Origin of the sequence: Ureibacillus xyleni (assembly GCF_900217795.1) — a bacterium.
GTDB classification, from domain to species: domain Bacteria; phylum Bacillota; class Bacilli; order Bacillales_A; family Planococcaceae; genus Ureibacillus; species Ureibacillus xyleni.
This window is the reverse complement of sequence record NZ_OBMQ01000008.1, coordinates 70314-92609: the sequence shown is the minus strand read 5'-3', so window position 1 is coordinate 92609 and position 22296 is coordinate 70314. Positions and strand designations below refer to the sequence as shown.

Sequence of the window (22296 nt, the reverse complement as noted above, 5' to 3'; positions counted from 1 at the left end):
ATAAAATAGACAGTGAAAAAGTCTATCTTATAGGGTCAATTCACGTTGGTTAAAAACACTATAAATTCTTTTTTATTACTACTCTATTGTCGTTTATTCTATATTCGTTTTTTAGATAAAACGCTTCTGCAAGTCCTCTAGGTTCTGTTAGTAAATAAATGCTTTGAATATTTCTTTGCTTTAATTGATCTTCTAGATAATGCAGCAATTTTGAACCATATCCTTTTCCTTGCGTTGTATGTTTTACACAAAGTTCAGCTAAATAAAAAGTTAATCCAGAATACGTTCTTTTACTATTACCTGCTATTAAACCAATTAAATTTTCAGTATCAAACAATAGAAAACCAAGAAATTTAGGTGTGTTCACTAAATCTGTCAATCTTTCCTTTGCAGATTGATATGTCCAAGTTTCATTCCACGGGTCACTGTTAAAAACATTCATGTACAGTTCGATACATTGTTCTAAGGACTCTCCCGTAAAAGGTACAATTGTTTCAGACATTTAACCACTCCCCACTTCTTTTTCCATCCATACTTGGCGTAGGATTTCTTCCGTCCTTAAGTTGATGAAATGGTTCGCTGCTCTTGAAGAACTTGGGGTATTGACCGTTCTAAAACTTCCCCCTTCTGTTAAACTAGCGAGCATTGCAAGAAATTCATCTTGTGTTACGGTTTCCGTTAGTTCCAGTTGGATAATATTCGTCGTCTCATCACCCGTTTGTTTAAATAGCGCATAACCGATTGGATTTTTGGATTGGTCAAAAAATATAGCCGCTTGAGCTGAGAAGTTACTTTGTAAACGGCATTGCCACGGAACGTCTTCATTATAAATCGATAATTTGGGTAGGAGCTTAGGGTTTATAAATTCAACATCAATAGATGCCTGCTTATCAATATGACCTTTAAAGTAAATCAGTTCATCCTTTATTTTGTAGCCAAACTCCTCATAAAGCAAAATCGCACCTGTATTTTCTTTGATGGCTTCAAGGCTTGCACGTTTCACACCACGAGCTTTATATTCTACTAAACTCTTTTGTAGGAGCATACGTCCAACACCTTTTCTTCTAGCATTTGGATGTACAGCTGTTCCCCCGTTCCAAGCAAGGATCTCACCATTATGTTCATAAAAGCCGTTTAGTAGAATCCCTTGTAGCTGCCCGTCTTCTTCGGCAACAAAGGAAGAGGAAGCATCAATATCTTCATTCGCCAGACGCTTTAAAAAGCTATTTACATCCATATGAACCGGTACAAAGTAATTTGAAAATCCTTCATTCCAAATTGACAATATATCTACAAGTGTACATTTATCAATCGTTTTTATATGCATCGTGTATCCCTCATTTTATCGTACTTTATACTTTTAAATAGTATGTTGTAATGATTGGTGATAAACATATTTAAACAAAAAATGGAAAATTCCTCAATTAATAAGACAAGCGAAAATTAAAAAAGCCGAATTATATTCGACTTTTTACACTTTCATGGTCTTCGAAGTTCAAAGGGCTTACTCACCAACCATGCCGTCCCCATCACGATCATCCATATATGGGTATAACCAATGATCACTCGTTATTGGCATACTGAAACCTGCTGCTTTTGCTTCTTTAATTGTTACCTGGCCATTGCCGTTTGTATCAACAGTGGAAATATCTCCTTTTGTGGTTGAACTTGTTGAATTGGATTTATTTCCTGTTAAACCGAGTGATTCGTTTACTTTATCTGGGTTCACATTGTCAAATGTATCAACAATCTTATTGCCCTTTAAAGTGTAGGTATACTGATAACTAGAAGGAATCTGCGTTTTCGTATTCGGATATGTGATAATTGCTTCGAACTGAGTGGCTCTACCAGCTTTACGAATCGCATCTTCCATATAAGCTTGATCACCATGTCGGTTGAGCGTACTATTTTGTGGGGTAATATTATAAGCGTTTGATACTCCTCCTAAAGAATCAGCAATGATATGTCCTTCATCTAAATCGGCACTCTCGACACCCGGAACTTTTGCCTCATCAGCATAGTATCTGCCCGAAGATAATACCGGTTCGTTCCGGTCATTTTGTAGAATGATTTCGTCAGCAGTGACACGTACCAATTGCCCGTATTCATTCGTAAAAGCCCAATATTCACGGTCTCCATAACCAATGTTCACTACGACGTTAGGTTCACGATATCCAGACAAATCACCACCATCCACTACAATCAGTTTGTAGCCTGAGAACTGTTCATTATTTGGTTGAGTGGGTGTTTCCTCTACTACTGGTTCATCATCAACCGTCGTGATAGGTTTTTCTTTATTTGTATCAACTGTCGTTACTTCTTGGGGATTTGTTTCTACATCTGTAATGGATGCATTTTCTATGTCGCTACAACCAACGATAAAGATGGTTGTTAAAGATAAGAGTAAATAATTCAATTTCTTTTTCATTCTAGGACTCTCCTATTTTCTATTATTCAACCTATTGATAATAACACATTCAAAGGTATACGTTACTTAAATCTATACATTTCCCTTTATTGGTTTAATTACCTGTATGATTATGCATATAATGAATTCATGCGTAACTTGCATTCACAATTATTTAGAAAGTAGGCAACGAGATGGCTAAAAAGAAATTAATATTCAATAATTTTCAAACGGATTCTATTATCCCATTAAATATATATCGAAATGCAGAGGAACGTTTTTCTTTTTCATACCCTTATACATTTGAAAGTATTTTTACTGGAGACATTCCGTTACCACAAACAGTATTAAAATTTGATTTTGAGACGCGATTACAACATTATTTAAGTATTTATTACCGAACTAGCAATGCGTTTTTGCTAGAAGCCCAGGAAAAACCAGACTATGTTACATTTTATCAATGGATGAATGCTGAGTTTTCCAAAGAGACTCCAGCAGAAGAATACGTTAGCAAAAAATTAACTTTATTAAAAACATATATACATATTGAACAGCTTCTAAATGATGAATTTGTCTCAATCATGAATTTGATTAAAAATGATGATGAACTTTACGCTTTATGGAAGCAATTTTCAGAGTCGCGAGGGATGACGGAAACGATTACGAAAGTACGAAGCTTAATTGAAACTTCACGGGAAAATAAAAAGTTCCATACTAAAATTTCAAAGAGAGAGCTACAAACCATTACGCAACTTTATAGTCAGCATAAATTATTAAATGGTTATATAACTCGATATCCTATGGTGGTTCTTGCCAACATTAAAGGAAAAAGAGTGAAAGATAAAGCCCCTGAGGATACATATGAAAAGTTACAATATTTCATCAAGAATCATTTTATTTTGGATGCATTTAAGCTTATTGGATCACTCGAGGATAAACTACCAAAGGAAGAACTTCATTATTATGAGGGATTAACGTCTTATAAGATTGGAGAGTTTGATCGTGCACTTCACCAATTTAAACAGATGGATGAACAAAACCGGTTCTATGAAGAAATGATGAATTATAAACTGGATATTTTTGCACTTCAAGGGGATAAACAAAAAATTTACGAGCACCAACAAAAAAATCCCCCGCTTACAAAGGATTTTTATCATTACTTAATGCAGCATTTAACACTACAAGGAACAGATACATTGTCAATTGATTACTTAGAAACGACAAATCCGTACCATAAACTGCAGTATGTCACAAATTCGGTGCATTTGATTCTCTCTTATTTTGAAAAATTAAAAGTTATCGAATCACAAAAAACAGCTGCCTTACAATCGTTATATAAAGATGAAGAAATTACAAAAGAGCTACAGGATGAAGATTTTACGAACTTAATAGAATGTATTAATCAATGGACCGATTTTTCTGTAGATGATGTAAACCAGCCACTGATTGAAATTGATTTACTAAAATATTTATGGCTCAATTCCCCGTCTCTTACTGATGATATCATTTTAGAGGGAATTCGAATTTTTCAGGCGTTAAGCCCTCATCATTTTACGAAATTTGTTTTATTATTTATCGACTACATAATTGGTCAGCCGCGCATGATCCAGTTTGAATGTTTAACTTTTGCGTATTTACAAAATGATTCTGATGATCCACAGTTCACAGAATGTTTATTAGGTTATTTAGAATCTTTTCCTGAATTTCAAGAAAAAAAGGAACAACTTGACTCATTACTTGAACAAAATAGTTGGGTTAAACAGTTATCACCCATGGGACAAGCAGCTTGGCGTTCGAATGAAAATATTTTCTTAAATATTTCCGAGAATACTGATTCTATCAGTGATGCCGGGATGTTGTGTTTAGGCTATTTTAGAATCATCGAACTGGAATTAAACCAAAAATTGATACTGCAAATACTGCCGAAAATTGAGTGGGATAGTTTATTAACGATGATCCAAGAAGTTGAAGGAGATAAACAAAAACCGTGGTTATCATTGTATTCCAATTTACTAACCATCCATAAAAAAGATAAAACAGGACTTGAACTGGGGCCACTGGAATTTTTGCTCGGGAAGATTTCAAAAATTCGCGAAAATGATGTGGATGTTGAATTGAAAAAATTATTCTATCAATATGTTTTTGAGATATTAACGCCTACAGGGAAAGAGCAGCTAAAACAGGGGAATTTTGCGAAGATGATAACGTCAGATGTTCGAATGAAGTATCGCAACCGACCAGCCCACGCACAATTTGTAACGATTCGAACTGCACGGGAGGCTCGCAATTACGTAACGCAAATTTTAAGACAGATGCATGAGTGGTTTGAGGTGGAGTGATTTGATTATATAGGCTTGGGTTACCATTTGGAATCCGGCCTTTTTTTGAAGGTATCCATTGTACTAATAAAAAAGTTCTAACCATATTGTTGAATAAGAAAAAACGGATAAAGGTGGTAGGTTGTTGAATAAAGTGAAAGTTGGTTTACAGCCGATTGTGAGTAATATCAATTTACCCACTGTTTTGAAGACAGCTATCCTTCCGGGGGATCGATTTGAACGATTGTTTATAGCCACTCAAGTCGGGGAAATTTTTCACATTGGAAATGGCACTATCAACACGTTTTTAGATATTCGCTCCCGAATCATTCAACTCGGTGCTGCTGGTGGTTATGATGAACGCGGTTTGCTTGGGTTAGCCTTTCATCCCGGGTTTTATTATAACGGGTTGTTTTATCTACATTATTCCGTCGCTGGCTCACAAGGTTCAGGCGCGCTTCAAGGTTCTTTCACCCCGGACCCCTGTGACCCGAAAACGTTAAATCTCAAGTGGTTGGATAGAGAAAATCATTATGATCATATTGATACCGTGGAAGAATGGATTGTACCGCCGAATGGTCAACCAGAAAAACGACGGACATTACTGAATTTACGTAGACCGTTTATGAATCATAATGGAATCAATAGCTTAAACTTTTCACCTGAAACAGGAAAACTTGTGTTAACAACTGGGGATGGTGGGTCTGGCTATGATCCATTTAATTTGAGCCAGGATGATTTAGAAATCGCCGGTAAAATTATTGAAATTGATGTGGATCGGAATATATTTATCAATAACCCACCTATCGTCACACGTTTTAATGAACTTCCCCCATCGATTCAGGAAACACTTACGGTCATTGCTAAAGGCGTTCGAAATATACCCGGCATTTCCTATCAACATTTTTTTAATCAGTATATAAAATATGTTGGAAATGTCGGACAGGATTTGGTCGAGTCCATTTTTTCATTCGTTCAGTATAAACCCATACCGGTGATTCAGCTTGTTCAAACTGCACTTCTAAAAGCTGAGAATGAAGGGTTGACTAATTTTGGCTGGCGAGGGTGGGAAGGCACTTTTCCTACTTCGTTGATCAAGGAATGCTCTACAAATCCGTCTTTGGATGAGATCTCCACTGCCTATTTTGACGATGCCGTAAACACTTCCGTAAAACGTCTTCAGCCATTAACTTGTTATTATCATCAAGAGTCCCGCGCTGATAAGTTTAGAGGAACTGCGCTTACAGGAGTGCAAGCCTATATGGGGCACAGAATTCCTGATTTATCGGGAAGCGTGGTGTTTACAGATTTCGCCCGGGATGAGGGATCTCCACCACCTGCTCGAGGCGTTCTAGCTTATACCCGAGCAAGAATCGATGGTCAGCTAAATGATTATAGTGTCATTGAAACGGATTATAATTTTGGGTCTCAATCTGCTTATTATGTTAGTTTAGGAACGAATCTGGATCAAACGAGACTTTATTTAGGGGTTTATGGCTCTGCGAATGTGACGGATTACAATAAAGGAACTGTCTTTGAAATTATTCCGTGATACTAAAAGGACGGGAAAAATGAACAAGATGAGGTTCATTAGTATTGGGGGTGTCTTAACCACACTTACGGTATCCATGCAATCGGCACCGGTATTTTTACCTGCGATTGGTTTGCTTTTAAGTCCATTAAGTACACTTCCTATTGCAATTGCAGCTTTGTCTAATATTTCTCTTGGATTGGCGGTATTTTTTGCTTCTGCGTTGATTCTTGTTTTAGTGAATGTGCAAGAAGCTGTAATTTTGCTGTTTACTACTGGATTACTTGGGATTGTTTTAGGAACATTTCTTTATCGGAAGGGGTTGTTTGTTTCTATTTTCTATTCGAGCATAATATTATCTATAGGCATGATTTTACTAACTTATATTGTGGGGATTTCAGCATTTGGAGATTTTATAAGTGTGGATTCAATTCCTTTAACTTTAGTGAGTTATACTTTATTTTCCCTTGTTTACGTCAGCATCTGGACTATATGCCTTAGAAAATTTATTAATTATTTAATTAGGATCAATGTATTAAGTTTAAACAGTTCTACAAAGGCGATAGAGTTTATCCACTTTAAATGAGGTTTTCTATAGGCGCATTTGGTATTCGGCTAGATTTTAGCAATATGCGAATCTAGCCTTTAGTGCATTCCCCTCGCACACCCGATTCTATTAGTTTCTTCCATACATTTAGATAACCTTTTTCAAATACCCTTGATGTAGCCTAATAATTGAACCTAATAAGGAAATGCTACTACCTATAGCCCATTAGGAGGTGGTTAACACATGCTACTAAAGATAATTGCTATCGTTACAATCTTCTTTACGCCATTTGTAGTCCAAGCAAAGGAAATCAAGTACAACCATGACAGCATCACAGTTTCAGAAGTGAAAGAAAAGGTGGATTTCCCCGTCTTTGTACCCGAGAAAACACCTACTGATTGGACATTAGAGATTAAGACATACCCTATAGATGAAGAAAACTTTACACATTTCAGATTGCACTATATGGATAAAGACGACACTATCCTTAAAGTCGGAATTGAACAGCGTAAAGGATCTTCCAATAAAGGGAAATTTCTAAGTCCAAATGCAGAGGAAGTTGATATAAATGCAAATAAAGGCATTTTTAGCTCATGGGGGAACAGTGGAGAGGTAGATACGAAAGGAGAACTAATCACGGGCGGATTATTGCTATGGACACAGGATGGAACTTCTATTGAAATGAATAGTTCAAGGATTCCTAAAGAAATCATGTTAGAAATTGCAAGGTCTATGAAGGTCGTAAAGTAGAATCTATTGATAATGTGAATTCCAACTAATACAGCCGGTCTTTATTTCAGTTAAAAAATTCAATATAGTTATCACTTTTTCTCGGGGTTTTGTGTTTCATTAGGTGATTAAGGTAATCACTTTTCTTCGATGTTTTGTCGATCATCCCGCGTATGATGAAGGTCACCCAATCGCTATTCCATGGTGTTTTGTCGGTCATCCCGCGTATGAAGGTCACTCCATTCACTTTTCCTCGGGGTTTTGTCTTTCATCGAGCGTATGAAGGTCACTCCATTCGCTATTCCTCGTGGTTTTGTCTTTCATCGGGCGTATGAAGATCACTCCATTCGCTTTTCCTCGTGGTTTTGACTTTCCTCGGGCGTATGAAGGTCACTCCATTCGCTTTTCCATGGGGTTTTGTCCTTCAAGGGTCTATGAAAGTCGTTCAGTAAAGTCCTTAATAATAGAGAGTATGCAATATGAGTAAATCTGCATTACTTCCCTTCTTTTATAGTCTTTGAACACCCCTTAAACTATACTATTAAAAGAAAAAGCAATCGCACTTTTTATGCAATCGCTTTTTCAGATAAACCTATTTTATTTATATCCATTAAAATTCACAAATTCCCCCACAGGTTTACGGTATCCACGTGGGCGCTCTTTATCCACGCTTTTCCCAATTGTAATCATCATCACTGGCATTAGGTGATTTGGGATATTGAACTCTGCTCTTAATTGCTCGACATTATGAACATGCATTGGACATGTATCAAATCCAAAATGTTTTGCACTTAGCATAAATAACATTGCATGAAGGCCGGTGTTTCGGGCTAATTCCAGTTCGATATTATGTTGATCCTCTTTTAAGCCCTCACCATAATTTTTAATGGCTTCCATTGTCATGTCGTAATCTACTTCATCCATCATTTTTAGCATTTTCATTGGACTATAGATTTTCTCTGCTTCTGAAGGCTCAATACTCTTTTTATTGCCCATTACAATAATCACAGCACTTGCTGTATGAATTTTATATTGGTTATAGCTTAACTCTCTTACTCGTTCCTTTTTTTCTTCGTCTGTGATTACCAGATAATTTGTGAATTGTAAGTTAAAAGCGCTTGGTGCCAATTTTGTTAATTCAAAGATTTTCTTAAAATCCTCTTCTGTCATTTTTTCTTCTTTAATAAAGTTCACTGCAGAATGGCGTGATATGACTAAATCTTCAAAGTTCATGCATGTAGTCCTCTTCTCTACGAAATTGTCAGATGTTTCATAAAACCACAACCATTTTACCACGAATAACGTTCAGAAAGTAAAGAACCCCACCAATAATAAACGAATAAAAAACATGCTATAAAATGAAAAAGGTCACTTCAAATCAATCACAATCGGATCAAGTTCAATTTCTATTTGACCTTTTCCATCATTCAAACTTGCAATGCCAATTGGTTGAATGATTAGTTGACTTGCTTCTTCCTGAATAGTACCAAATTCTGTTGTTCCTTTAAATGTTTTAAAATGATCAGGAGACATCCCTCCACCACTAAGTTTATCTAAATACACATGTCCAAGGTTATCTGTAATTTTAAATACAGGTGTCACACTATCCCACGATTGAAGCAGTTCATCCGACACCACTTGTTCATATGAAATATTTGTTGATACCGGGGTATATTCAATAGATTGCAAGGTAAACGTCACATCTTTGTTTTGCACGGTTTTGTTCAGTAGTTCTAGGTTTCCTTCTAACCGTTCGACTGAGAAAGCAAAATACCAATCGCCTTTTACTTCTACCCCTTCATTATCTGAAAATGATGTTGGCTTCCAAGTTACCTGCACCGTTTCAGGATGTACATCACCTTTGAAGGTTGGTGTAATTGTTGTCATCCCAACATAATGTGTGTCGGTAATTTTTTTCATTGCATCTGAACCACTAGCTGCTATTGCCCCCTCTACATCAAACCAGTGATGTGACAGTGAATCGTTAAATGGATGCTCCGTTTCAATTGCATAAGATACGGTAATATTTGTTCCATCATATACTGCATTCTCAATCATGACCGTAATACCATTACTCGTCTGCACAAGTCCAACATCGGTCGAGAAGGTTTCAAAATTATTAGTCTGGTTTTCATCCTTAAAATAACTGATGATTTGATCCATAAACGGAATTTGTGATGCGATTGTCGGGAAGGCAAATCCAGTTGTCACTGTAGCACCAAGAATGATAATAGAAGCAACTGCAATATTTCGCCAAAAGGGTGCTTTTTTATGTTTTTTTAATACATGTTGTTTGACACGTGCCTTCTCCAAATTGGTCACTTCTAAAAGCTCAAGGTTATCGATGTCTAAATCCATCCACTTTTTTATACTCATAAAAATCGCTCCTTTAATTTGGTGTTTGTGGCTAATATCTTTTTCCCTCGATATAGGCGATTATCAACAGCAGCTTTGGAAAGACTTAAATTTTCTGCGATTTCTTGATTGGATAGCTCCAAATAATACTTCATGATGAAAATATCTCGATCAATTTCTGCTAATTGACTAATAGCGAGTAATATTTCATTTTTATCCTCACGTTGTATGATGAATCGATCTGTCTGTAAACTACTCGCTTTATGTTCAAGTGGTCCATCTACTTGTTCTCGTGCCATTTGTTTTTCGGTTTGGCGATATCGATCGATTGCTTTATATTTTGCAATCATACCAATCCACTTTTTAAAATCTTGTGCATCTCCTTGAAATTGGTGTGCATTTTGCCAAACTGTTAAAAAAACGTCATTGATACATTCATCAATATCTTGTCGTTTCATATTGTGTAAAATTTTCGTAGCGATTGTTTTGACGAGTGGTAAATAGGCATCAATGATATACTCGAGTGCATCTTCTTTTTGTTTTTTTAATCGCTTAATAAAGTTGGTTGAAGAACTTTTCATTTACTTCGCTCCCTATGTTATTGAAAAAGCTTTTTCATAAAGTACAACGAAAGCTAACCCTTTTTATTCTCAAAACCTATCATAATGATATCAAACTAAAGAAGGCGTTCCTGTATGATTGCAGGAAACGCGCATTTGGAACTATTTTGGTAAAGTAAAAAACGATTGCACTTTTTTATGCAATCGCTTCTTTAGGAAAAATATTAAATTGGAATGGCTTTAATCTTCATTTACCATTTTCATTTCTGTATAATCCCACTTAGTTTTTTGACTAAATACGTATAACGGATTCTTCCCTAAATTTTTAATGATTACTTTGCCTTTTGCTTGTACTGCGCTCGTGTAATCATAACGTTCTATTTGTCGATCGGTTTCTGAGTGGAAGATTGTACCATCTTGCAAGTAATTTACATAGGAGACACGAGATGATGCTTCTTTATTTCCGAAAAAGACTTTTAGTGATTGTTCATCATGATTATTCGTAATTTCGATGGAGTCTCCCTCGTTAATTTTCATCCCATAAAATGCAACATCTGTCGTTGGTTCTACCATAAAGTTTTCTTGTTCTAGAATTTCACTATCTACACCCGGCAAGTAAGAGATAATTGCAGTAGTATTACCAAACATAGGAATATACGTGTAATAGGTATCTACGTCATCCCATTCCATATTTCCATATTGATTATATCCTACATAAAATGCTCCTTTTGACACATTCACATAGTTTCTTTTAGTTGAAGTGTCTAAGTTTGTCACTTTATAACTTTTCCCAAATGTTATAGGAACAGGAGCTTTATCATTCATCTTAAAGTTAAATTGTACCCCTTGTTCTAATGGTTTTGACTTTGCGGATGAAACATCTTTTTCAATTACTAAAGAATATGTATGACCGGCTTTATAAGCGTAACCTTTTTGCAGATGGACATGAACCTTTCTTGCATCCTTTTGGTCGATTGATAAAGAAGTCAGGAGTTGTTGCTTATTTTCTGGATTTGTAATATCAAACAATTGAATAAGCTGTGCACCATTTTTAAGTAATTGAGATTCATTGATTGCTTGTGAAAATGTAATCGTTCGTACATCTTTCGACAGGTCGATTTCTTTCGTAGTCCCATTCCACATGTGATAATTTGTATTAGCTGAAGCTGTGGTCATACTTGGTACCATTAAAGCGATAATTAGTACCGGAATTAATAATAGTAATCTTTTCATTAAGGGCATACACTCCAATATTGGTTATTTAAACCAATAATATAACAATAGAATTTATAAGACAATATAATTAATTATCAAATAATCTTCAATTAAATTTCCTACCGCCCATACTTACGTTTAGGACCACCATGATAACAATAGTAAGTTTCAGCTTTCATGTTTTTCAGCTTTCTCAAAGATTGTTCTGCTCTTTCAACATCTAGACAAAAATGTGGATTGGCAATGACCAATTCATGATTTTCATGAACAGCGGCATCCCCGGTAATTACACTTTTTAAGCTTGGAAAATATAAAGAAATATGCCCTGAAGTATGGCCTGGTGTTGCTACTACTTTACATTTATTGTCTAGAATCATATCACCATCATGAACCTTTTTATCAATCGAAACATACTTCAAATTCTTTAATTGCTTGATAAACCATTTACCAAATTCGATTTGGTCAAGTGGCATATTTTCTAGTATTTCTTCGGCTTGAACCAATCGCTCTGACTTCATTTCGCCACTAATGGATTTTGATTCCATTTCACTAGCGATGATGTTAATCCAAGGATACTTTTCCTTGAAATCAGATAAGGAACCAATATGATCATCATCATAGTGTGTAATGATGATATTCTTCAAATTTTTCATTTCGTATCCATTATGAATAATCTCATTTTCAATTAAACGTAAAAAATTTGGATACCCTGTATCGACCAAAGTGAGTTCATTATTTAGTATAATTAAGCTAGGATAAATGGTATTTTCTTGCCCATTAAATTCAAATTCAATTGGTAGTTCTATAATCTTCATTTTTCTTCCCCCATAAAGTCACCAAAACATTAAAAGTATGTTTTGATGACTTTATTGAATCATTTAATAACCATTTACAAAATAGATGATGGTCTCTATTTCATCTTCAGTAAGTTCCCTTTTTACGTAGGTTTCGTATTCCTTCATTATTTTCTGTTGATCACCTTCACAAATCTTTGTAAATTTCGCAATGGTTCTAAGCAAGGTCACTTCCCTATCAAATTCCTCTTTTGAAATGGGTTGTTGATGGGAAAGTATATAGTTTTCAGCTTCAAAGGATTCTATTTCATCTAGTACTCGTAAGGTTTCTTCAATTGTATAGTGTACTTTTGGGGCATACATTTTTGGATAAATACAATCCCCGAGGAAGAGAATCTTTTCTTCTTTAATATACACTACGACAGAATCTGCAGCATGGTCCCCTCCCACATGTTGTACGATACAAGTCACACCACCAAGATTGATTTCTGCCCTTTTTTCAATCGTCATATCTGGCAACGTAACCTGAATGTCCCGGTGATTTTTGTATTCTTCCTTTATTGCTTTGGCACAAAATTCAATTTCTACGCCTTCTTTTACCCGCGCATCAATCGCCTCATCTGACCAGGAAAATGGGATCAGCTTTTCCATTTCTATGCTAGTCTCTGTAGAAGCAATTGAAACTGTATGGGATAATGCGGAAAGACCGAAAATATGATCCCAATGCCAGTGTGTTAGGACGACGAGATCTGGATTTGGAATTTCCCTTTTTTTCAGTTCGTTCAGAAAATAATTCACGTGACTTTCTGAGTTACCTGCATCAATCAGTAATGTCTTTTTCTCACCAACCACCATGCCTAAAATCGGACGGTCCGTTAACGAAATTGGCGTGATATACCAAAAACTGTTACCTATTTTATGTATAGAGTGAATAAAGAACTCCCCCTTTTCTTTTTTATTTTAAATCAAATCATTGTTGTTTACTCGTAAAAAATTTAGGAATTCGAATGAAGCAGTCTTTCCCGCAACGCCTTTTGTATAAAAGGGCTAGGTTTTCCTACGCTATAAAGCTGGAGTTCATGCATTGCCCTCGTACAAGCCGTGTAAAAGACTCTCCGTAAACTCTCATCTCCATAGATATGCTCAGATGCATCGTAAATAATGACCGCTTCAAATTCAATACCCTTTGCTAAATATGAAGGGATTACTACAACCCCTTTCTCATATTCTGCTGAGCCATATTTTATAAGCTTGATACCATCGATTTTGTGTAACGCCTCAAATGCAGCCTTACTTTCCTTCTCTGATTTACAAATGATCGCAATACTTCCATAGCCCTCACTTTGCAATTCCGAAACTTTAGACATAATGTAATTGTGCAATTCTGTATGAGTATTCACTTGTGTTACCACCGGAAGCTCACCAGCACGTTCGAATGGAATAATTTGTTCCCCATTCGCAATGAGACTACGTGTATATTCGATAATGGGTTTTGTTGAACGATAACTACGTGTCATGTTGATTACTTCAGTTTCTTTTTCTCCATATAAGTGATTAAGAACTCGGAAATCGACCACTTCACTTGCATGGGCAAAAATTGCTTGATTAAAATCACCTAGTACTGTCATCTTTGCTGAAGGGAACAAGCGCTTTAGAAACTCAAATTGAAAAGGTGAATAATCCTGCGCTTCATCAATCAGGATATGTTTGATTGAACGATTCGTTTCAAAACCTAGAATCAATTCCTGCAACAATAAAAACGGTGTTGCATCTTCATAATACAGTTTTCCCACTTCTAACATTTGAAGGGTAGATTGACAAATATCTTCCCATTTTTCAGGTACTTCTCCTTTTAATAACTGTTGCATCAATAATGGTTTTGCAAAAATTTGCTCATAGATCCCTTGTATATCAATAAACTGTAACGCTTGAATTTGTTTTCTTAGTGGCTTTAATTTTAGGCGAACGATTACTCGAGCAAGCGCTTTACGATCCATCTCATAGTTACCTTGTTCTTCTCGTTCAAAGCCATTTTTCTTAGCTAAATACTTGTGAATTTTATGATAAGCCTCGTTGCTGAGTAGCTCGATTTCATCCTCTACCCACGGCTGCAAACTTTCAATTTTTTCTACTTCCTTTAATTTACTCATTAGCCATTTCTTTAGTTTTTCTAATCTGCTATGGAAATCTAGTGAAATACCCTCACTATAAAATGTCTGTGATAATTGTTGCGCCGAAATGATGATTTTCCCTCTGAACTTTACATCTTTAAAGAGCATGCCTGATGTTTCTAAAGTTTCTCTATATAGTTTGATCGCATCAAAAAATTTGCCAGATGCTTTAAATTGAATACCTTTAACTCTTGTATCATACGAAGAAGTTTTCGTTGCTGTTAAAACATACTCCAATTGATCATATGGATTTTCTACGTGGAAATCTTTACTTAAACGATGATCCAAATATTCTTGAAAGGTCACTTGTTGCATATTTTCTTCACCGAGCTCGGGAAGTACATGGGAAACATAGCTGTTAAACAAAGCATTTGGCGAAAACAATATGATTTGGTCTGCTTTTATATAATCACGATATTTATATAATAAAAATGCAATTCTCTGAAGTGCTGCAGAAGTTTTACCACTGCCAGCTGCACCATGCACAATCAGCAAACGCCCTTGGTCATGGCGAATAATTCGATTTTGCTCCTTTTGGATAGTTGCAACGATACTCTGCATATACTTATCCGCGCCTTTGCCTAAAACTTGTTGCAAAACATCGTCACCAATTGTGAGACTTGTGTCAAACATCGATTGCAGTTTTCCATCACGAATAACATATTGCCACTTTTTCTCTAGGCTTCCATTAATCTTACCACCCGGCGTCATATACTGTGCAGGTCCTGGCTCATAATCATAGTAGACACTTGAAATCGGTGCTCTCCAATCATAAATAAGGAAGTCCTCACCACTTGAATCCATAAGCGAAGAAATACCAATATAAATTTGTTCCTGTTCTGAATATCCCTCTTCCAGAAAATCAATTCTTCCAAAATAAGGAGCTGACTGCATACGGCGTAAAGAAGCTAATCGTCTTGCTGCGTGACCATGCGTACTTTCTCCGACAGATAATGCTTGAGCTTCTTGTCTTAAGCTAATAATCGTTTCTAAATAGTCATCAAACGTATCTGTATTCACTTTGACTTCATCCCAAAAGTGCTTGCGAGTATTTACCACTTCATTTCGGAGCTTTGACGTTTCCGATTCCAGTTGAAGTATTCGATCTGTAATTACATCCATCACACCATTCAATCGTTTTTGTTCACGTTGGAAATCTAAATTCATTCCATTCACTCCTTCAACAGATTTAAGAGTTGACTAACGAGGGACTTTCCTGTATAATTAAAATAGGATAAATATGCGACAAAATAATTAATTGTGCATATCTATATAAATTTACCACGTGCCTACATTTTTTTCAATACATTTGGCAGGTGTATTTTTTTGCTTAATAATCCCTTCCCATCCTAAAACCAAAACCACCTAAAAACGCTGAAATTCCTAGCGTTCTAGGTGGTTTATTTATTTAGTCCTGCACTTACGGTATCCTTTTACTTTTTTACAATAACTTGTTTTAAAGCAAACTTTTGGATTACTCATTATTATTCTTATATACTACTAAATATAAATGGAGGTTATTCATCATGGGAATTTATAATTATTTAGTGGCAAAGCCTGACGGAGATATTCTCTCTATGCAAACGTACAAAGAGAAAGTAATGCTAATTTGCAACACAGCCAGCCAATGTCAATTTACATATCAGTACGAAGATTTACAGAAGTTATATGAAAAGTACAATGATGATGGATTTGTCGTGCTGTCTTTTCCTTGTGATCAATTTGGCAATCAAAACCCGGAAGATGGCATACAAACAGTTGCTCAATGTAAGGGGCAATTTGGTGTTACCTATCCTATTTTTGATAAAATTCATGTAAATGGCGAGAACACGCATCCATTATTTAATTATTTAAAGCATGAAGTGGAACCAGCAGAAATTAAAAGAGACACGATGCAATCAAAAATATTGTTTAGTAGAATTGAAGAAATGTATCCAGATTTTTTAATGGGAAATAATATTCGTTGGAACTTCACAAAATTCTTAGTGGATCGTAAGGGGAAGGTTGTTGCTCGTTTTGAGCCGGATGATTCGATCCTTGATATCGAACAAGCAATCCAAGCATTACTTTAAACAGTTTAGAAAACAGCGCCCAACAGGTTTTAAATAAAATGTTGGGCTTTTATAAATAAAAAGATGATACGGTTCACCGTGAGTTAGCATTCAGCAATACCATAGCGATTATCTAATAATTTTCTGTATACCACCATTACAAATATCTGTAAACTCCACACAAGAATAAGGTATTATCTCCAAAAAGACAGTAAACTAAAACTCCCTGATACTTTATTTAATGCTCATATTGTGAACTAGTAAAAACGGACTCACTTAAATTTCAAATAAGATTATGCTATTTGATGTTTTTCAATAACAAAGGAAAAAGGTCAAAGCTCCTCTTATATAGCAAGGGTTTAACCTCCATTGATATCCTCTGAAATCCTATGTATGGAGACGGCGGGAGTCGAACCAGCAATTTTAGCTTCATACAAATGCTCGTACAGTTTTTGGGAGTAGTAAATGTTAAACACCTCATTTAAAAAAGGAAGTGTTTTAAAAAGAAATCAATTATTAGTTGCTTTCGCTATAGACGTGCTATATTTACTTCATTGTTTATGTAACTTAATAAAAATATCAGTATTACTAAGACCTTTCCATCTATCAAAGTTAAAACTGTAATCATTGTACTTTAGTAGAAGGGTCATTATATTTAAGTGTGTAACGATTATGGTGTTTTCAAAATTTACTTTTGAAAGTTTCTTCTACAACATTTACTAAACGCATCCTAGCTTCGTTACTCGACTCTCCCCTTCAAATTTCAACTCAAATCATTAAATGTTGCTCTAAGTTTTTCAAACCAAGTGTACTTAATATGCATTCCGATAAACGTTCATCAATCTCTATTTTTATGTTTGTTTCCGCACTTATTGGTTCAATGGATTGACGTACGTAGAAAGAGACTTGATATAATTCGGTCAATTTTAAAGTGAGATAAATAGTTCGCCTGTGTAAACCCCTTTTCTCTAAGTGATGAATCTATTTGACATGAACATGCAAGGTGCTAAAGCTATAATTGCGGTCAATCTGAAGCGGATATTGAAATTTCCTAATTGAAAAGATTATAGAATATGAAATACGGCACTTTCACTTAAACGGGCATGAAAAGTACCTTCTAGATTAAAAAAACAATTATGTATTGGAAAAAATGAAGAACTACCATTCCTCTCAGTTACTTGCATTTTCACATTAAGTACACTTCATTATTTGAAGTTCTTAGCCTGTTATTCAAATGTTATTTTCACAGTATAATCCAGGTTACTAAAAAATCCTTTAAGGACTTTCTCAGCACTTTCTTCAGCTGTTTTTAATAAACCCATTTCCTTGGCTTCTTCTTTGATTTCATCCTGCGCTACCGCTGTTAAGTCAAACCCCTCATCCCATTGTACTTCTCCGCTGAGTAACCCTTTGTCTGAGAAAGTTTTAATACTATCCATTTGAATTGCTGGATCTTGTATAAATGTTGCCCGTGGTAGGACGATTTCTAATTCCCTTTCATCTTCACTAACTTTAATATCATCTGAAGTTAATCCTTTAAGATCAACGCCTGCAATGACTGTAGCAGGAACAATTAATAAGATTTCTCGCTTTGTACCAGGCAAAAAATCTACTGAAATATCTTTGCCAAACAGTTTATGATCCACTTCCTCTTTGACTAATGTTACTTTAGCTTCAGCTGTTGCAAGCATTGCTAATTCTTGAATCTGCTCTACAAAGATTGTGGTTTCCTTCTTTTGTGTACTTTCGGATAATATCCAAGTAACTCCAGATGTAAGAATTATAAGAATCAATACAATTAAAAAATTCTTTACACCCGAGATATTAGTATGTGCTCTACCCTGAGCTGAAACTGTAGTAACCCCGATTTCTTCTTTACTCTTATTAATCTCCTTTAATTCACTCTCCAATGGCGTGAATGCTTTATCTTTTTTACTCATAAGTATATTCCCACCTCTCTTTCTCAAAATTATAATATAAAAATTCCATTTTCAGGTTGATATATACAAAGATTTTATGTGAGTATAACCAAGTTCAGATTTAGAGCATCTTAATCCCCATGAACTCTACTTTGTTTATTTGCTCTTTTTCTTCAACTATTAAAAAATAACCCCGAACATTTTTTCCGCGACCCTTCCTATGCAGGAACTTGGAATCCAACATTACAAGCCTATTTCACCAAACTTAAAGAGCTTATAAAGAAATAGAGCCGTTAACACCTCGTGAAAAGGGAATTTTCAAGCTTATTATACAGGAGCAAAAATCATGAACTTGCAAATGTTAAACCTATCCCAAGGAACGATTCGTGTCTACATTTTTACACGCTATAGTAAAATTGGTGTCACCTCGCGTGTACAAGTACTTTTATTCGCACAGCAGAATCCGCACATTTTAAACCGTATTTACTTATGATACGTTTCTCCATGACTAGTTTAAGTGCGGTTTTCTTTTCATTTAGTTCAAATCACATACTATTAAAATTCCAAATAAATGGTCATATTTGTAATTTTATAGTATTATTTAACTATACATAAAATTCAAGGAGTAAGAGGATGCGCATTCGATATAACCAAGGCTTATTTACTCAAAATCGATACAATCAAACAAATACCGATCTGAATAAAACATTAAATAAACTTTCTTCTGGATATAAAATTAACCAAGCTGCGGATGATGCTGCCGGTTTAAGTATTAGTGAAAAAATGAGAGCTCAAATTCGTGGTTTAGAACAAGCCGCGGAAAATATTCAAGATGGATTGTCTTTAATCAATACGGCTGAAGGGGGTATTGGTCAAATTCAAAACCCAAACCTCGTTCGTATTCGAGAACTCATTATTAAATCTACGAATGATACGAATACACAAGAAGATCGAGAAAAAATTCAATTGGAAATTGATGCTTTGAAACGTGGGATTGATGATATTGCTGAGGGAACAGAATTTAATACAATTAAAGTATTAACACCTGAAGAACTAAAGCCTGGTGGTCCAAACGAAAAAAAGTTTGATATTGTATTTTTAATTGATGATTCTGGAACGATGGCTACAGATATTCAAATGGTGACACAGGGGTTGTCGACTTTTGTAGAAAAGATGCGGACAATTGGAGATGTGCAAATCGCGAGTACAAGTGTTGTGCATACAGGTCGAGACTTAATGTCTACAAATGATATTGATGCCGTAAAACACCACCTAAAAAACAAACACGTAGCAACAGGTGGTGTTACAAGTACTGAAAAACACTTGAGTGATATTGTAGATAATCCTAGTAAATTAGGCTTACGTACAGATAGTGAAAAAATATACGTTATTTTATCCGATACGAATTCCGAAGAGTTTGGAACTGACTTAGATAATACATCACTTGCTAATAAGTTAAATGGTACTCAAGTTTATGTTTTTGGTGTAAGAAATTCTGAACAGTTTTTTAATAATGAATATGGCGAATATGCTACAGAAATTTTTGTACCAAAATCGGCTAGTGATATATCCGAAAACTTAACACCGAATTTAGCACATGTAATTGCGGAAAACTCTGATTTGTCTCATAAACTTCAAAAGGATTTAATTATACAGGGCGGTGCAAATGAATTTCAGCAAACAATCATTCCTTTATATGATAATCGTTCTAATGCAATAGGGATTAACAGCATTACAGTTACAGAATCATATGAGATGACAATGGAGGCACTACGTCGGGTAGATATTGCAAATAATATTTTAACAGAACGTCGTGCAATTTATGGGGCATTATATAATCGATTAGAACATTCTTATAACAATGTAAAAAATGCTGAAGAGCAATTAATAAATGCTGAATCACTAATACGTGATGCTGATATGGCAAAAGAAATAACTAAGTTAAATAAAGACCAAATATTATTACAATCTTCACAATCCATGATGGCTCAAATAAATCAAATGAGCCAAGGTATTCTAGAAATACTAGGTTAATTGTTTTTATAAGTCAGCACCAATCTATTAGCAGGTTGGTGCTACTTATTTTTCAGTAAAAACCACCTTTGTTTTTGATACGGTTCATCCCTTCTTCCCTTCCACCAAAGTGGACAATTATAAAAAAGACTCCGGCACTTACCGAAGTCATCTAATCGCAATCTGGCGCAGTTCATTTGCTCGCCTTTCGCGCTATTTATTGTAGTTATCCTTGATCTTTAACTAATCCTTTTCTAATAGAAGGACATCCATGACATATTGATTAAATTTCTCTACGGTCATTTTGCCTTTCTCTACACGTCTCACCCAATTTTGAACATCTTCTATATCATCTTCATCCTCAAGTAGCGGTAACCATTCACCAACATTATTATAGCTAAAGTGTATTTCTCTTTACGGCACAAAATTATTTCTAACTATTGCTTGGATTTTATTTAATTGCTCCATTTTGATATTGATTGCTTTCAACATGAATAAAATGCATATAACTTAAGTAAATATACAGAATTTTGTATAATAGTTTTTCTTCAAGAACAAGTTTTGGCAGTAGTGAAAAAACGTTAGGGACCGCTTCATGATGAATACTAGCATACTCTGAAATAAATAATTCATATAATTTATTTTTTTGTAATCGGGCTAGCTTCGATTGCTCAATCGTATCGAGAATCAATCCGGTTTGCATTACTGAAGAATTTTGAAGTGCAAACCCTATTACACTCCGATTAAAAGAATCATTAAGTTGCTGATCTAAACAACATGCGATGAAATGTAATAACAATAAGGACGATGATTAGTGGTACTGTAATCAGATACCAACTTGTATGGGGAATTCTTTAAATTTTACAAAGTTAAATGAAATGTTACTATCAAAATTCGACTATGAAACGCAATTCCTAGTATTTCTATTTTGCGCAAATATCCCAATTTATTCCTCCAAAAAATGAAACCAATCAAAATCCTTAATCGTAAATTAAAATAAAGAAAGTTAAGAACGTCGTGACGATTTTGAGAACGGCGGGAGTCGAACCCACTTTTTCCAAAAACAGCTTCGCAAATGTTCACACAGCTTTTTGAATTTACTGCACATCCTTCAATGGTCATTTTCAACGGCTGCCATACTAAACATACTTCTAATAAAACTGTGTAAAAGTATTTCACTTTCACCGATTTTATGATTTTTTACCTATTTAATTATCCATCATAGTTAAGTGATATTCTGTCGCTTTTAGTTCTTCTTGTGTTAGATAAAATACGTTAACAATACCATTTTGACTCACTCGAACCTCGAATAATTCACCATTAACCTGCGTTATTTCTAGCCAATTGTTTTCGTCTAATTGCATATTTACCGATTTCATTCTGCTTCACCCACCCATATAATACCGTAAATTACCCTATATTTTCTTTTAAAATCCTTGCAAAACTATAATTACCAACAGATGGGAAGGGACTCATTTTCTAGTTCAAACACCTTCACAAAGTGCCCTAGAAACCATTGATATTAGTGAATGGGAAGCCTTATTAAGTTCTCTTCTTTTTTGTTCCGTCCAAATATTGAATATTAATAAATAATTGTTTTCTGTCTAATCATTCGCTTCAACCAATTTTTTATCATCTTAAACATATACTATTTTACTTTCTAATGATTGGAGATGAAAAAATGGA

General features: G+C 35.1%; 21 protein-coding genes. 7 read left to right on the top strand and 14 right to left on the bottom strand.

Annotated features, from left to right (window positions below; translation table 11 throughout):
• Nucleotides 1-58: 58 nt before the first annotated feature.
• The 3 genes from CRO00_RS12590 to CRO00_RS12580 form a co-directional block, all read right to left on the bottom strand.
• Nucleotides 59-502: a GNAT family N-acetyltransferase gene (locus tag CRO00_RS12590; RefSeq protein ID WP_097074029.1), complete on the bottom strand. Its 444-nt coding sequence runs from the start codon at nt 500-502 to the stop codon at nt 59-61.
• Complete coding sequence (locus CRO00_RS12585) at nt 503-1327, bottom strand: GNAT family N-acetyltransferase (protein WP_097074028.1); 825 nt, start codon at nt 1325-1327, stop codon at nt 503-505.
• A 177-nt stretch (nt 1328-1504) separates the two neighbouring features.
• Nucleotides 1505-2428, bottom strand: coding sequence for a DNA/RNA non-specific endonuclease (locus CRO00_RS12580; protein WP_097074027.1), 924 nt, complete (start codon nt 2426-2428; stop codon nt 1505-1507).
• A gap of 173 nt (nt 2429-2601) precedes the next feature.
• Between CRO00_RS12580 and CRO00_RS12575 the strand changes: the two genes are divergently transcribed.
• The 4 genes from CRO00_RS12575 to CRO00_RS12560 all read left to right on the top strand — a co-directional run bounded on the left by CRO00_RS12575 (nt 2602) and on the right by CRO00_RS12560 (nt 7553).
• Nucleotides 2602-4746 (top strand): hypothetical protein, encoded by a 2145-nt coding sequence (locus CRO00_RS12575; protein ID WP_097074026.1) that lies wholly within the window; start codon nt 2602-2604, stop codon nt 4744-4746.
• A 124-nt stretch (nt 4747-4870) separates the two neighbouring features.
• Entirely contained in the window at nt 4871-6277 is a 1407-nt protein-coding gene (locus CRO00_RS12570) for a PQQ-dependent sugar dehydrogenase (protein WP_097074025.1), read from the top strand.
• Nucleotides 6261-6842, top strand: coding sequence for a hypothetical protein (locus tag CRO00_RS12565; protein WP_202615673.1), 582 nt, complete (start codon nt 6261-6263; stop codon nt 6840-6842). The genes CRO00_RS12570 and CRO00_RS12565 overlap by 17 nt, the downstream gene beginning before the upstream one ends.
• A 204-nt stretch (nt 6843-7046) precedes the next feature.
• Nucleotides 7047-7553, top strand: coding sequence for a DUF4367 domain-containing protein (locus CRO00_RS12560; RefSeq protein WP_097074024.1), 507 nt, complete (start codon nt 7047-7049; stop codon nt 7551-7553).
• 576 nt (nt 7554-8129) lie between these two features.
• Here CRO00_RS12560 and CRO00_RS12555 read toward each other — a convergent pair.
• From CRO00_RS12555 to helD, 7 genes are all read right to left on the bottom strand, one after another.
• Complete coding sequence (locus tag CRO00_RS12555) at nt 8130-8765, bottom strand: nitroreductase family protein (protein ID WP_097074023.1); 636 nt, start codon at nt 8763-8765, stop codon at nt 8130-8132.
• Between the two features lie 135 nt (nt 8766-8900).
• Nucleotides 8901-9908 carry a DUF4179 domain-containing protein gene (locus CRO00_RS12550; RefSeq protein ID WP_097074022.1) on the bottom strand — a complete coding sequence of 336 codons (1008 nt, stop codon included), beginning with the start codon at nt 9906-9908 and terminating at the stop codon, nt 8901-8903.
• A complete protein-coding gene (locus CRO00_RS12545; protein ID WP_097074021.1) occupies nt 9905-10468 on the bottom strand; it encodes a sigma-70 family RNA polymerase sigma factor in 564 nt (187 codons plus the stop codon). Before CRO00_RS12545 ends, CRO00_RS12550 begins: the two co-directional genes overlap by 4 nt.
• A 219-nt stretch (nt 10469-10687) precedes the next feature.
• Nucleotides 10688-11680, bottom strand: coding sequence for a hypothetical protein (locus CRO00_RS12540; protein ID WP_097074020.1), 993 nt, complete (start codon nt 11678-11680; stop codon nt 10688-10690).
• Between the two features lie 101 nt (nt 11681-11781).
• Complete coding sequence (locus CRO00_RS12535; RefSeq protein ID WP_097074019.1) at nt 11782-12477, bottom strand: MBL fold metallo-hydrolase; 696 nt, start codon at nt 12475-12477, stop codon at nt 11782-11784.
• Between the two features lie 63 nt (nt 12478-12540).
• On the bottom strand, nt 12541-13389 hold the full coding sequence (locus CRO00_RS12530; RefSeq protein WP_097074018.1) for an MBL fold metallo-hydrolase: 849 nt from the start codon (nt 13387-13389) through the stop codon (nt 12541-12543).
• Nucleotides 13390-13451: 62 nt separating this feature from the next.
• Nucleotides 13452-15794 carry an RNA polymerase recycling motor HelD gene (gene helD / locus CRO00_RS12525; RefSeq protein WP_097074017.1) on the bottom strand — a complete coding sequence of 781 codons (2343 nt, stop codon included), beginning with the start codon at nt 15792-15794 and terminating at the stop codon, nt 13452-13454.
• Between the two features lie 359 nt (nt 15795-16153).
• Here helD and CRO00_RS12520 point away from each other — a divergent pair, with 359 nt between their 5' ends.
• On the top strand, nt 16154-16699 hold the full coding sequence (locus CRO00_RS12520) for a glutathione peroxidase (protein ID WP_097074016.1): 546 nt from the start codon (nt 16154-16156) through the stop codon (nt 16697-16699).
• Nucleotides 16700-17446: 747 nt separating this feature from the next.
• Here the strand turns inward: CRO00_RS12520 and CRO00_RS20480 are convergent.
• Together CRO00_RS20480 and CRO00_RS12510 are read right to left on the bottom strand one after the other, a co-directional pair.
• The gene (locus tag CRO00_RS20480; RefSeq protein WP_237658413.1) at nt 17447-17602 is read right to left on the bottom strand and encodes a hypothetical protein; all 156 of its coding nucleotides are present in this window, start codon (nt 17600-17602) and stop codon (nt 17447-17449) included.
• Between the two features lie 302 nt (nt 17603-17904).
• The gene (locus CRO00_RS12510) at nt 17905-18618 is read right to left on the bottom strand and encodes a DUF4230 domain-containing protein (RefSeq protein WP_097074015.1); all 714 of its coding nucleotides are present in this window, start codon (nt 18616-18618) and stop codon (nt 17905-17907) included.
• Between the two features lie 325 nt (nt 18619-18943).
• Here CRO00_RS12510 and CRO00_RS20010 point away from each other — a divergent pair, with 325 nt between their 5' ends.
• Together CRO00_RS20010 and CRO00_RS12505 are read left to right on the top strand one after the other, a co-directional pair.
• Complete coding sequence (locus CRO00_RS20010; RefSeq protein WP_141396971.1) at nt 18944-19090, top strand: helix-turn-helix domain-containing protein; 147 nt, start codon at nt 18944-18946, stop codon at nt 19088-19090.
• Nucleotides 19091-19230: 140 nt separating this feature from the next.
• Nucleotides 19231-20631 carry a flagellin N-terminal helical domain-containing protein gene (locus CRO00_RS12505; protein WP_097074014.1) on the top strand — a complete coding sequence of 467 codons (1401 nt, stop codon included), beginning with the start codon at nt 19231-19233 and terminating at the stop codon, nt 20629-20631.
• Nucleotides 20632-21061: 430 nt separating this feature from the next.
• Here the strand turns inward: CRO00_RS12505 and CRO00_RS12500 are convergent, their stop codons facing one another.
• Nucleotides 21062-21313: a hypothetical protein gene (locus tag CRO00_RS12500; RefSeq protein ID WP_097074013.1), complete on the bottom strand. Its 252-nt coding sequence runs from the start codon at nt 21311-21313 to the stop codon at nt 21062-21064.
• Between the two features lie 505 nt (nt 21314-21818).
• Entirely contained in the window at nt 21819-21989 is a 171-nt protein-coding gene (locus CRO00_RS20325) for a hypothetical protein (protein WP_202615672.1), read from the bottom strand.
• Nucleotides 21990-22296: the final 307 nt, after the last annotated feature.